The organism is Prosthecobacter sp. (genome assembly GCF_044227185.1).
GTDB lineage: Bacteria > Verrucomicrobiota > Verrucomicrobiia > Verrucomicrobiales > Verrucomicrobiaceae > Prosthecobacter.
In genome coordinates this window covers 170,063-182,643 of sequence record NZ_JBGAFO010000011.1, presented here as the reverse complement: position 1 = coordinate 182,643, position 12,581 = coordinate 170,063, and the positions used below count along the sequence as shown (strand labels likewise).

Sequence of the window (12,581 nt, the reverse complement as noted above, 5' to 3'; positions counted from 1 at the left end):
CAGCGAACAGAGAACAAAAAAACTATGACTTCACCTCAATCGGCAGCGTCACCTTCGCCGGAGCCCCGCTTTCGGGCGCCTCCCAGCGCAGCACCTCGGTGCCGGGCTTGCCAGGCTCCTTGGGCAGGATGTAAACACGGATTTGCAGCGCGGGTTTTTCCCCCTCCGGCCTTGGCACCGGTTTGATGTGCAGGGTGATCTCGTTGTGCCCCTTGATGAGGCCGCCGATCAGAATCTGCTGGTCCAGGCCGTCCCGCACCGGCTCATAGGTGATGCCGTTCATGCTCATCGTCGTTTCATAACCAAAGGTCTGCAGCTTGCAGCCCGCCTTGTAGTCCGGCACCCGGCAGAGCGGCGGCGGCGCAGGCGCGGTGCCCGGCGGCGTGTACTCCGGTGAATCCAGAAAGTCCGGGCGCTTGCCCTCCTGCAGCGTCTTGAGCACCTCCGGCGCGCCGTCCAGGCGGGAGATGCGGTTGCTGTCGTATTTCCACGTCCCATTCTCCCGGAAGAATTTCAGTTTGAGAATGTTCTCCCGGATCAGCTCCTTGTCCTGCCCCATGTCGATCCTGCCAAAATAAACCAGGTGGGCGGTGTCTCCCACCGCCTGGGCTTCCAGCAGGCGCAGACCTCCGAGCGAGGGCGGCTGCACTTCGGAGGCAAAGACCGCCTCCGGGAAAGGCAGGCGCTCGCTCACCACGGCGTTCCGAATCACCGTCTGGCGATACAGAGTGATGCTCGCGGCCCAGGCGTTTGCGTCCTTGCGCAGCATCGCATCACGCCAGTTGCCGTAAACTTTTTCCAGAGTGACCCGCAGCGCCGCCGGATCCTCCTCCCCACGCGCAGGCTGGCAGAGCTGGAAGAGGCTGAATCCAAGGATCAACGGGAGGAAAAGACGCATGACGGGCGGATTGGGACAATGAAGAAGTCCAAGTTTCACAGAAAAACAACCGGTCATCAGCATTTTATGATTAGCATCCGGGAAATTTCGCTGTGATAGTTTTAATCCAGAGTAAAACCATTTGCCGATTTGGTGATTCTGGTAAACGTCAACGTCTTTACCCCCAAAACATGGAGTCCCACAGCGAAGGCCAGCACCGCACACCCCCGATCGACCGCAATCGGGAATTGCTGAAGACCGCCCGCGAAGAAATCTACAAGACCGTCGGCGGTGTGAATCTCTCTGCCTACATCTGGGAACCTGAGATGGACAAAGCTCCTTCGTATCCCAAGTCGGTGGCGGCCTTCTTTTTCAGCAGCGGCTGGGACAACGGCCAGGTGGCCCAGTTTGCCCCGCATTGCGTTTACTTCGCCTCGCGCGGCATGACGACGATCTGCTTTGACTATCGCGTCAGCACCCGCCACGGCACCGGCCCGGTGGAAGCCATGGCCGATGCGCGCTCCGCCATCCGCTGGATCCGCATGAACGCGGTCGAGCTCGGCATCAATCCCGGCAAGATCGTCGGTGTCGGTGGTTCGGGCGGCGGCCACGCCATCGCCTCCTCCGCCATCCTCAGCGGTTTCGACGACCCCTCTGACGCGCTCGACTGCAGCCCGGCCCCGAACGCCATCGTGCTGTTCAATCCGGTGCTCGACACCTATTCGAAGTACGCCTTCGGTCGTGACCGCTGGCCGGACCAGGCCACGTGCAAGGCCGCGGACCTCATCCGCGCCATCCGCCCCGGCCTGCCGCCCATGCTCATCATGCACGGCACGGCGGACCGCGTTGTTCCCTTTGACGGCTCCTATGAGTTTGCCCGCAAGTCGAGCAAGAAGAAGAATCTCTGCCGCCTGATCGAGTTTGAAGGCCAGGGCCACGGCTTCTTCAATTTCAATCTCTCCTTCGAGATGTACGAGGCCACGCTCATGGCCATGGACGAGCTCTTCGTCGAGCTCGGCTTCCTGGAGCCCGACCCCGAGGCGGGCCTGGGCAAGGTGGACTAGACCGCGCCCCGAGCGGGAATGTCGAATTCCGAAATCTCCATGACGAATCCCCGCCCCCACGCCGTTTCGTCATCGGAATACTTGCGCATTCCCCGGCCGCTCTGACTCCGCCGTCCGTTTATCTTTCCAACCCTACGCCGCACCACCATGCTCCGCTCACTTCTCCTCGCAGCCCTCCTTTCCACCGCCGCCGCGCATGCCGCCACCTGGCCGCAGGACACCAGCGATCTGAAGCCGGACCCCAAGGCGCAGTTTGGCGTGCTGGAAAACGGCCTGCGCTACGTCATCCTGCCGCACGATGAGCCGCCCGGACGCGCCAGCCTGCGCCTCTACATGGACGTGGGCTCGCTCATGGAGCAGGACGATCAGCAGGGCATGGCCCACTACCTGGAGCACATGGCCTTCAACGGCTCGCGTCATTTCAAAGGCGGCGAGATGGTGGAGTACTTCCAGCGCCTCGGCATGAGCTTTGGCGGCGACACGAATGCGCACACCTCCTTCAAGGAGACTGTTTACATGCTCGAGCTTCCCCAGGTGGATGCGAAATACCTCGCGGAAGGCCTCCAGCTCTTCCGTGACGACCTGGACGGCATGCTGCTCAACGAAACCGAGATCGACAAGGAGCGCGGCATCATCCTGAGCGAAAAACTCAGCCGCGACTCCATCGAGTACCGCACCCAGATGGCTGGCTACAAATTTGCCCTGCCCGATTCGATCCTGCCCCACCGCATGCCCATCGGCACCGAGGAGATGATCAAGACCATGAAGCGGCCGCGCTTCGTGGACTTCTATGAAAAGTACTACACTCCGAAGCGTGCCGTCGTCGTCGCCGTGGGCGATTTCAAAGACACCGCCGTAGTGAAGGCGGAGATTGAGAAGCACTTTGCCGACGCCAAGCCGAAGAACAGCGATGCAGCAGACCCCGACCTCGGCAAGGTCACCTCCGGCTACGGCATCATTGCCAAGCTCCACACCGAAATGCAGGCGGAGGCGCTCACGATCTCCATCGAAATCCCCCGCCCCGCCAAGAACAAGCCCGACAACGCCGCCACCCGCCGCGAGAAGACCATTCGCGATCTCGCGGACATGATGATCAACCAGCGCCTCTCCAAGCTCTCCAAGGCTGAAGGCGCGCCTTTCATCGGCGCGGAGAGCTACAGCTACGAGTATCTCGAATTCGTCAGCGTGAACGGCATCCAGGGCCAGTGTGACCCGAAAAACTGGCAGGCCACGCTCACCCTGCTGGAAACCGAGCTGCGCCGCGCCATCGAGCACGGCTTCACCGAGGCGGAATTCGAAGAGGCCAAGGCCACCGTGCTTAAAGGAGCCAAGCTGCGCGCAGATCAGGCCGAAAGCCGCAAATCGCGCGATCTCGCCAGCGGCCTGGTGAGCATCCTCGCCAGCAAGAAAGTCTTCACCCATCCCGCCGATGACCTGGCCCGCATTTCGAAGGTGCTGGCCGGACTGAAAGAGGAGGACAGCCATGCCGCGCTCGTGGCCGACTGGAAAGGCGATGACGTGCAGATCTTCCTGGGCGGAAATCTCAAGCTCGAAGGCGATGCCAGCAAGCAGATCATCGACACCTTCAAGGCCAGCCATGAAAAGCCCGTGGCTGCGCCTGCCAAGGAAGAAACCGCCACCTTTGCCTACACCGGCTTTGGCACCCCCGGCAAGGTCGCCAGCCGCTCCGAGGCCAAGGACCTTGAGATCACCCAGGCGGTGTTTGACAACAATGTGCGCTTCAATTTCAAGCACACCGAATTTGAAAAAGGCACCATCCGCGTGCTGATCAATTTCGGCGGCGGCAAGCTCAGCACACCGACTGACAAGCCCGGCATCATCCCTTTCGCGCAGAGCACCTTCCAACTGGGCGGCCTGGAAAAGCACGGCTTCGATGACATCCGCCGCATCTTCGCCAGCCGCACGGTGGGCAGTGATTTTTCTGTCGGTGACGAAGCCTTCCTGCTCAGCGGGCGAACCACTCCGGCGGATCTCGAGGCCCAGCTCCAGCTTCTGACCGCCTACCTCGTGGCCCCGGGCTATCGCGAAGAGGCGGCGCGCCAGTTTGAAAAAAATCTCGACCCTCTCTACACCCAGATTCAGCATACCGCCGAGGGTGTCATGAACAGTGAAGTCGTCTCCTTCATGCACTCGGGAGATCCCCGCTGGGGCTTCCCGAAGATCGAGGAAATGCGCAAGCGCAACCTTGCCGAACTCAAGGCGTGGCTCACCCCGGCGCTGACCCAGGACTACCTCGAAGTCTCGGTCCTCGGAGATGTCGATGCCGATACCGCGCTCGATGCCGTGGCCAAAACTCTGGGCGCCCTGCCCAAGCGCGCGGACAAGAAGCCCGCCTACGACAAGGAGCGCCAGGTGGCCTTCCCCAAGCCCGCCGCCAGCAAGACCTTCTCTTTTGACACGGAGATCCCGAAGGCCATCGCCACGGTTTACTGGCCCACCACGGACATGCGCCAGATCCAGCGCACCCGCCGCCTGACGGTGCTCGGCAACATCCTCGACGACCGCCTGCGCATCAAGGTGCGCGAAGAACTCGGAGACACCTACAGCCCCGCCTGCTACCACGTGGCCAACGACAGCTTCCCCGGCTACGGCTACATGACCACGATGATCGAGTGCAAGCCCGAGCTCGCCGAATCCCTGACCAAGCTCGTGACCGAAATCGCCGACAAGCTCTCCACCGGCTCGATCACCGACGATGAATTTGACCGAGCCATGAAGCCCCTGCTCGCACAGCTCGAGCAGATGCGCCGAGACAACCGCTACTGGTCCATGAACGTCCTCCGCTGCGCCCAGGAGCACCCTGAGCGCCTGGACTGGGCCCGGAGCTTCGTCACCGACTTCTCCGGCATCAAAAGAGACGAGCTCGAAGCCCTGGCCAAAGAATACCTGGGCGCCGCCCGTGCCGTCTCAGCCGACGTCATCCCGATTGAAAAGAAGTAACGCCGCGCACGACGGCGCCCGCTTCTCCAAGGCGAGGGGGTCTCCGCCCCCGTCTGACTCACCTCATCCGCGTCTTTAAGTCCCGCACGTCTTTCGCCACATCCGCCGCGAGCAGAAACGCTGACACCACCACTACGCGCCGCGCACCGGCCGCGATGACATCATCCAGCCGGGCGGCGTTCACCCCGCCGATGCAAAAGACCGGCACCGACACCCGTCGGTGCACTTCGGCGATGTCCTGCAAACCGATGGGCACGTAGTCCGGCTTCGTCCCCGTGGCATACAGCGGCCCAAAGCCAATGTAGTCCGCCCCCTCCTCCTGCGCCGCCACCGCCTGCGCCAGGCTGTGCGTGGACTTCCCCACAAAGCATGCCGGTCCCACCACCGCGCGCGCGCGCGCCACCGCATGGTCATCCTGGCCCACATGCACTCCTTCACTGCCGATGGCGGCGGCGATGTCGAGATGGTCGTTGATCACCAGCGGCACGCCATGGGAGCGGGTGATGGGAAGCATCAGCCGCGCCAGCCGCTCAATCTCCCACGGTGCCAGCTTCTTCGCCCGCAGTTGTAGCACATCCACGCCGCCCAAGCAGAGCTGCTCCGTCATGCGCGCGACATTTTCCGCCGTGACATAACCGAGATCCACAATGCCATAGAGCCGCGCGTCTTGAATGTGTTTCATCCCCATCCGATGCGTGTAATGAAGCCGCTGCGCAAGCACTTCCAAGCTCGCGCCCAATCAGTTGAACCACGGAACACACGGAACACACGGAAACCGGAATTGGATTTTAGGTTCTGTGTATTCCGTGGTCCATCTTCCGGCTCCCCGCCCACAGTGCGCGCCCGCAGGACTTCGCATTTTAGGACCGGCCGGCTTCAGCCGGTTCCTGTCGCGTGTCCCGCCGCTCCACCCACGATTTCCAGTTGCTCGCTCTCTCCGGGGAGCCTATGAAACGTCATGGCGGTGGTCCCATGCGGGGCCTCCGTTTTCTTTATCTGCAGGGCCTTCACACGCCCTGCAGCCAAACCGTTCGCAGATGCAGGGAAGGCCGTGAGAACCGGCCACAGTGGCGCTGCGGTATCGGGTCACAGACCTCCATTCATGCCCTCGGGCATGGAGCAAAGCCAATCGGGAGCAATCCTTGGTGAAGGCGGAGGCGAGGAGCGGGGCGGTCAAACGCCATCGCACACACCCGGAGTCCGAACATCTCGCTGCGAACACATCATCCCGCCCCGCCTCATGGCGGTGCACGGATGATTTCATCGAACCAATGAAACAAACAACGACATGTACCTCCAGAAACACCTGGGTCGCCGCCTCTGCGCAGCGATCCCGGCGGCCCTTCTAGCCGCCATCCAGACCAGCGTGGCGCAGACGCCCGCCCAGAAAAAACAAAAAACGGACGACATCCCCGAAGTCGTCATCACCGCAACGATGTCCGAGTCGGAGTCCTGGCGCACCGCCAGCAGCGTGACCGTCATCGACCGCAAAAAAATCGAGGAGCAGCAGTACCGCTTCGCCGTCGATGCCCTGCGCAATGTCCCCGGCGTGGCCATCGCCACGCCCGGCATCCCCGGGAACGTGGCCACCGTCATGACTCGCGGCACCACCACGAAGGACACGGCGCTGATGATCGATGGCAGGCCCCTCCCCGCCAACCTCGCCGGCTCCTTCAATCTCGAAACCATGGCGCTGGACAATGTGGAGCGCATCGAAGTGCTGCGCGGCCCCGCAGCCAGCCTCTACGGCGGCCGCACCATGGGCGGCGTGATCAACATCATCACCCGCAGCGGCAAAGGCCTGGAAAAGCCGAAGACCACCGCCTTCTTTGAGACCGGCAGCTACGGCACCGTGCGCGAAGGCATCGGCTCCATCGGCGCCGCAGGCGCGCTGGACTGGGGCTTCGAGGCCAGCCGCACAGACATGGCCGGCCAGCGTGAAAACAGCCAGTTCCGCCAGACGAACCTCGCGGGCAAAGCCGGCTACCAGTTTGCCGAGAGCCTCCGCTTCGACCTGGACACGCGCTACTACACCGCGCAGGCCGGCACGCCCGGCACCATCTATGCCGCCGATCCGGATGCCCAGCTCCTCTCCGAGTTCTGGAGCATCTCCCCCCGGCTGGTATGGAATACCACGGACCGGTGGACGCAGTCCCTCACCTTCTCCCACAGCCAGTTCCGGCAGGTGGCCACGGGCATGGGCGGCTTCTTCAATCCCAACAACCGCACCAGCTCACGCACGGACTTTTTGGAATACAAAAGCACGCTGAAGGTCACGGACGAGTGGACCCTCACCGCAGGCGCGTGGTTTCAGGACCAGAAGATCAGCCGCTACAATGACACCGCCCAGATGCTGGACATCTCCCAGGCGCAGACGAACTACGCCTTCTTCATCCAGTCCCAGGCCGAGCTCTTCAAAGGCTTCAATCTCGTCAACGGCATCCGTTACGACAAATATTCCGACTTCAACGACGCCCTCACATGGCGCGGCGGCATCAGCTACATGGTGCCGAAGATCAACACCGTGCTGCATGCGAACTACGGCACCGCCTACACACCACCCACGCCGCAGGATCTCACCCCCGTCTTCGGCGGAAATCCGGCGCTCATCACGCCGGAACGCAGCCGCGGCTATGAGGCCGGCATCACCCAGCCGCTGTTTCAAAACAAGCTGACCCTGCGCGCCACCTTCTTCCGCAATGATCTGAAGAACACCTATCAATATCCGGCCCCGCTCTTCATCCCCGTGGCCATCGGCTCCGCCACCACGCAGGGCCTGGAAAGCGGGCTCGACTGGAACCCCTGCTCCATGTTTGGCATCAATCTCAGCTACACCTACCTGGACGCCTATGACAATACAAACATGGCCCGCCTCGTCCGCCGCCCGCGCCATTCCATCTCCGGCGGCATCCGCTTCCAGCCGGTGAAGGATGTCACCTTCAACCTCAACGCCCTCTACATCATCGACCGTGAGGACTACGACCCCGTGACCTTCGCCCAGCGCGATCTGGAGGACTGTCTCAACGTCCGCCTCTCGGCGAACTGGCGTGTGAATGAGCACCTCGACCTCTTTGCCCGCGTGGAAAACCTCCTCGGCCAAAAATATGCCGAGATTCCCGGCTACCCCGTCATGGGCACTGGCGCCTATGCCGGGCTGCGTTTGCGCTTTTAGTCTGCATGGCTAAGACTGGGGCGTGAGCTCTCCCGCGCCACGCCCCGAATCCCCTGCCGCACTGCGCGAACGTTTCATCCGTCGCGTCAGTGCGGACAGTCCCTTCTACCGCCTCTTCGACCACCTGCCGGACCTCGCCTTCTTTGCCAAGGATAGCGACTTCCGCTTCATGTGCGCCAGCCGCCGCTTCATGGACCGCTTTGGCATCACGGAGGAGGCCGGCATCGTCGGCAAAAACGACTTCGATCTCTTCCCCGCCCGCCTCGCCGAAAACTTCCGCCGCGATGACGAGGAAGTCCTCCGCACCGGCAAGGCCCAGCTCAACATCGTCGAGCTCTTCTTCACCGACCAGGGCCTCCCCGACTGGTTCGTCACCAATAAACTTCCCCTCACCGACGCCAAAGGCCGCGTCATCGGCATCATGGGCACCGTGCAGAGCTTTGAGGGAAAGAAGCAGATGCTCCAGCCCTACCTCCAGATCGACCGGGCGCTCTCCTACATCCGCGAGCACTTCCGCACCGGCGTCTCCATCACCGAGCTGGCGCAGATCGTCCACCTCTCCCCGCGCCAGCTTCACCGCAAATTCGTCGAGACCTTCGGCGCCAGTCCGCAGGCCTTCATCATGAAGCTCCGCATCCAGGCCGCCTGCGAATCCCTCCAGCGCGAAGGCGCCAACATCTCAGACGTGGCCCGCGATCTCGGCTTCTGCGATCAAAGCGCCCTCACCCACCACTTCCACCGCCACATGGGCCTCACGCCCCTCAAATACCTCCAGCAGTTCCGCCTCCGCCGCGTGTAAGGGGCCGCGTCAGCCGTCTTCCTCCTCCTCCTCTTCCTCCTACTCCTCCTCCCGGAAGCGAAAGCCCCCCGAAGCTCAAGTCCTCCGCTGCCCTCCTGCCAGTTCTGACCGCAAGGCACCTCACGAACAGATGCTCACTAGATTTGCAATTTCCGGTTGCCCCACCGCCGAAGCCCTGTTACAGACTCCGCCCCACAACTTCCGCGCGGTTAGCTCAGCGGTAGAGCACTGCCTTCACACGGCAGGGGTCGCAGGTTCGAACCCTGCACCGCGCACCATCTTGAACAAATCGCCACGTCGTGATTTTCCAACAGATGGTTCACTGGCAGTTCTCCTCCGGCGATCGCGAAATGTCGGTCTTGATGTCGTGCTGAGGACCCGCATGTTCTTCTGCGGGGGCTGCATTTCGGCCTCGGGCAGGAGCCTCTGCAATGGGCCTCACCCGCCGGTCGCAGGACTCTCATAGCGCCTTTCCCACAGGTCACGCAGAGTTCCGTAAATGTCCGCGTTGTCACTGATCACCAGAGCCTCCTCATCCATGGGCATCGGCATTTGCTCCAGCCCGTCCAGAAGCTGGTTCAATGGCCTCCCCGGCGCCGCCAGAGCGCTCTCCCGGCAGTAAACCGCCACCAGTTGCCTCCCCGCATGCCGCACCACACGGCCTCGCAGAAAGCCCCCGTAGTCAGGCTCATCCTTTAAGATATGCTCAAACCCCGGCGGCGGATGCGCGCGGTGGCTCGTCTTTGCATCATGCAGCCTGCCGTCCGGATAGATCCAGAACACAAACTCCGGCACCCCGTGGGTCAGATCCCGGATCGCCGTCCGCCGTCCGCGGAATCCCTCGCCAAGAAACTCAAACCACTCCGTGGCCACCTCTCGTGAAACGCTGCCGACAGTCATCATGCACGACCATGATATTCATTGTCCCGGTCAGATCAACTCCGCCACTTCCATCCACCCCTCTCACGCCCACTCCAGCCCGCACATGAAAATCAGCGCGCCCAGAAAGATCAGCGCACCCAGGCCAAAAAACCCCCAGCGCACCCGGCTCTTGAAGACCAGGCCCAGGCCCGCAAAGAACAACGACATCGTGTAGTACACCCCGTTCAGCGCAAACTGGTCCCCCACCGCGCCGGCGCGCTGCCCGTCGGCAAAGAGCTCCTCCGCCTTCGCCGCGTGCTTGGTCTTCTCCTCATACATCCACCCGTAGTAGTTCTTGTGGAAGTCCTGCTTCGCCGCCGCAAAAATCACCTCCTCCCGCAGGTCCGTCAGCTCGCCGCTGTCATCGTACTTCTGGCGCGGCTTCAGCGGCAGATCCAGCGCATCGTAGGCCTCGTCGCTGTATTCGCGCAGGTAGAGCTCGCTCACCTGGCGCAGCAGCAGCTCGCGCTCCGCGCCCTGCGGCAGGCTCTTCGCCCGCGTCACCAGTTGCATCGCCTCCAGCTTCACCAGGCTGTCAGACGCGATCTCAGAGTCCGCAAACGTCCCCGCATCCGCCGCCTTCGTCGTCATCCGCGACGACTGGCCAAAGCTCTCCAGCGACTTCCCGCCCCACAGCCCGCCCTGATACCCCGCAATGCTCCCCATCGTCGCCCCCAGCCCCAGCAAAATCGCCGCACACAGCTCAAAAATCTCCACCGCCGCCTTCGTCTCCTCAGCCGCCTTCGCCGCCGCCCCTCCCACATCCGCTGCTTGGGAGGACGTCAGACTTGCAGGTGCTGGATTCTCAGGGGTGCTCTCAGGTTCCATAAATCGCGGCTCTCCTAGGACAAGCACTGCGAACGCGCAACCGAAACCAACACCTCCCCACAGGCACCGTGAACCTTTCTCTCACCAACACGCAGCTCCTACGGCACAGGCATCCCGCTTCCAATTCTTTCACCTGAACACTCCTCTTATGACATTGACCGGCAGGTGTCGTCGTCGCGGCTGAACCATGTTTTCACAAAGAGCTTCGTAGGCGCTTTTGAGCCGTCGTAGAAATTCACGTCGATGGTTTCGCCACTGAGACTTAACAGCAGCCGGTCACCATCCACCGCCAGAATATGAATGTGGTTGTCATCGCTCGGCTCATGCGAGCAGTAATAAAAATTGGTCACGTAGCCGCCCCGAGATTCATCGTAGCCTTCTGGCACCGCCCATTCGGCACCAGATACCAGCATCGCTTCCACCAGCCCGGGCTCGACGAGATTGATCTCCCACGACGGCTTGGCGTGAAGTTCCTGCGTATCTTCATGCAGCGTCGTTCCTGTTCCCGCCTTGAGATTGATGCACAACGTCATGCGCTCCATGTCTTCATCCCGGTAGAGATTCCATGTCGCTCTGACGACGGGGTGGACCTCACGTCCGCAAAACCGCTCAAGGATGAGTTCAGCTGGGCTCGTTTCTGACATGGCTTCAAGTGCTTCTGTAACTTCTGTAACTTCTGTAAACTGCTTTTGCTCCCTGCAAAGCGAGTTTACAATTTAGTTTACAGGTGGATCACTTCCAAGGTATTTCGTTAAATCATTGGCTTAAAAATGAGCAAGTTTATCTCCTCGAACTGGACGTCGATGTCCCTTCCCCCTCAAAGATCGTTGTCTGTAGAGATTGCCGTCGTGCCTACGCCTCACGAAGGGCCTCATGCCCTCATCCCAACTGCGGTTCCCAGGCGGTGATCCTTTGAGCGGAGCAGAGTGAAGCTCGGGCATGCCACGAAAGGCACGACAGGACTCCCGACTGTCGATCAACACACCCAGCGCCAGTCATGCCAGGTGTTCCGTACGCAGGGTGCTCGCACGCGCTGCACGTTTTGCTTTTTGCCGGTCTGCTTGGGGCTCAGCGCGTCAGCTTGCGGAAACGGAGTTTTTTTGCGCCGAGGTTCACGTTGATCCAGAGGTCGATCTTCTCCTTCTCACAGGCCGCCACCAGTTCCTGGATGCTTTTCCTGCGCCCTGCCATCCATTCCGGGTTTGTCACCAGCGTTTTCTGGTAGTCACTCAATTCGTCCTGGGCTACCGCCATGTCATCGAGATGCGTGACCTCATTGGTGATGAAAATACCCCGCGACGTGCGTGCCGCCGGCAGGGTGCGGAAGTGGGCGATGAGCTCCGCGGGGGTGTCACAAGAGCCCCCTTTAAAAAGGTCACCAGTTTTGAGGCCCGGCTCAGGCACCAACCACTGCATGACGCCGGGGTCCGAGCTCCAGCTGGGACTGGCGACAACAACACTCTGCAAAACTTGAAAGCTTTTGGCGTGGTATTCCTTGCCCACCAGGCGCAGGCCGTTTGGCAGCGCTGGCTCCACGCCCTGCACGGCGAGGATCTGCGCGAGCGCGTACATGCACAGGATGACGCCCGCCTGACGCAGGACCGAATGACGAAGGACCGAATGACGAAGGACCGTGCGTGTGTGTGGGCGCGTGCTCATGGGCCACCGTGGCACGGCCTGCGGCTTTGTCATGCAGTCAGTGGTGCGTGCGGCCAGACCTGCGGTGTTTTTCGTTCACCCATCCGTCAGCAGGTGCCGCTGCAGCGGCCCCTGCACGGTGTCGGACTTTGGGCCCAGATGGAGGCGGGCACGTACCTCCATGGAAGCTCAGCCCAGCGCCGTCATCCCTCCCCCAAGCCCTCTTTGGCCCACCACCTGCTCCCCTCGCACCTCATCCAACTGACCCTTCCCAGTTTTCAGTTCCCCACATCCGCCGCGCCCATCCAGCATCGCCCCTCA

Annotated in this window: 10 protein-coding genes, 1 tRNA gene and 1 riboswitch; of the genes, 5 read left to right on the top strand and 6 right to left on the bottom strand. The window is 61.7% G+C overall.

The features are described from left to right. Positions 1-22: 22 nt before the first annotated feature. A complete protein-coding gene (locus ACILSQ_RS23700) occupies positions 23-898 on the bottom strand; it encodes a hypothetical protein (RefSeq protein WP_395746150.1) in 876 nt (291 codons plus the stop codon). 170 nt (positions 899-1,068) lie between these two features. Here ACILSQ_RS23700 and ACILSQ_RS23695 point away from each other — a divergent pair, with 170 nt between their 5' ends. Together ACILSQ_RS23695 and ACILSQ_RS23690 are read left to right on the top strand one after the other, a co-directional pair. Next, on the top strand, positions 1,069-1,941 hold the full coding sequence (locus tag ACILSQ_RS23695) for an alpha/beta hydrolase (protein ID WP_395746149.1): 873 nt from the start codon (positions 1,069-1,071) through the stop codon (positions 1,939-1,941). A gap of 147 nt (positions 1,942-2,088) precedes the next feature. After that, positions 2,089-4,902 (top strand): M16 family metallopeptidase, encoded by a 2,814-nt coding sequence (locus ACILSQ_RS23690; RefSeq protein WP_395746148.1) that lies wholly within the window; start codon positions 2,089-2,091, stop codon positions 4,900-4,902. A gap of 58 nt (positions 4,903-4,960) precedes the next feature. Here ACILSQ_RS23690 and thiE read toward each other — a convergent pair whose 3' ends face one another. Further along, positions 4,961-5,584, bottom strand: coding sequence for a thiamine phosphate synthase (gene thiE / locus ACILSQ_RS23685; RefSeq protein ID WP_395746147.1), 624 nt, complete (start codon positions 5,582-5,584; stop codon positions 4,961-4,963). Between the two features lie 321 nt (positions 5,585-5,905). Next, positions 5,906-6,133, top strand: a riboswitch (cobalamin riboswitch). Between the two features lie 57 nt (positions 6,134-6,190). Here thiE and ACILSQ_RS23680 point away from each other — a divergent pair. The 3 genes from ACILSQ_RS23680 to ACILSQ_RS23670 all read left to right on the top strand — a co-directional run bounded on the left by ACILSQ_RS23680 (position 6,191) and on the right by ACILSQ_RS23670 (position 9,151). Further along, a complete protein-coding gene (locus tag ACILSQ_RS23680) occupies positions 6,191-8,074 on the top strand; it encodes a TonB-dependent receptor plug domain-containing protein (protein WP_395746146.1) in 1,884 nt (627 codons plus the stop codon). 22 nt (positions 8,075-8,096) lie between these two features. Beyond that, the gene (locus ACILSQ_RS23675) at positions 8,097-8,873 is read left to right on the top strand and encodes a helix-turn-helix domain-containing protein (RefSeq protein WP_395746145.1); all 777 of its coding nucleotides are present in this window, start codon (positions 8,097-8,099) and stop codon (positions 8,871-8,873) included. Positions 8,874-9,076: 203 nt separating this feature from the next. Continuing rightward, a tRNA-Val gene (locus tag ACILSQ_RS23670) sits at positions 9,077-9,151 on the top strand. 160 nt (positions 9,152-9,311) lie between these two features. Here ACILSQ_RS23670 and ACILSQ_RS23665 read toward each other — a convergent pair. The 4 genes from ACILSQ_RS23665 to ACILSQ_RS23650 form a co-directional block, all read right to left on the bottom strand. Then, positions 9,312-9,776, bottom strand: a complete 465-nt coding sequence (locus ACILSQ_RS23665) for a hypothetical protein (RefSeq protein ID WP_395746144.1) — start codon at positions 9,774-9,776, stop codon at positions 9,312-9,314. Between the two features lie 60 nt (positions 9,777-9,836). Then, positions 9,837-10,622, bottom strand: coding sequence for a hypothetical protein (locus ACILSQ_RS23660; protein WP_395746143.1), 786 nt, complete (start codon positions 10,620-10,622; stop codon positions 9,837-9,839). Between the two features lie 146 nt (positions 10,623-10,768). Beyond that, positions 10,769-11,266, bottom strand: a complete 498-nt coding sequence (locus ACILSQ_RS23655; protein ID WP_395746142.1) for a hypothetical protein — start codon at positions 11,264-11,266, stop codon at positions 10,769-10,771. A gap of 424 nt (positions 11,267-11,690) precedes the next feature. Next, positions 11,691-12,194 carry a hypothetical protein gene (locus ACILSQ_RS23650; RefSeq protein ID WP_395746141.1) on the bottom strand — a complete coding sequence of 168 codons (504 nt, stop codon included), beginning with the start codon at positions 12,192-12,194 and terminating at the stop codon, positions 11,691-11,693. Positions 12,195-12,581: the final 387 nt, after the last annotated feature.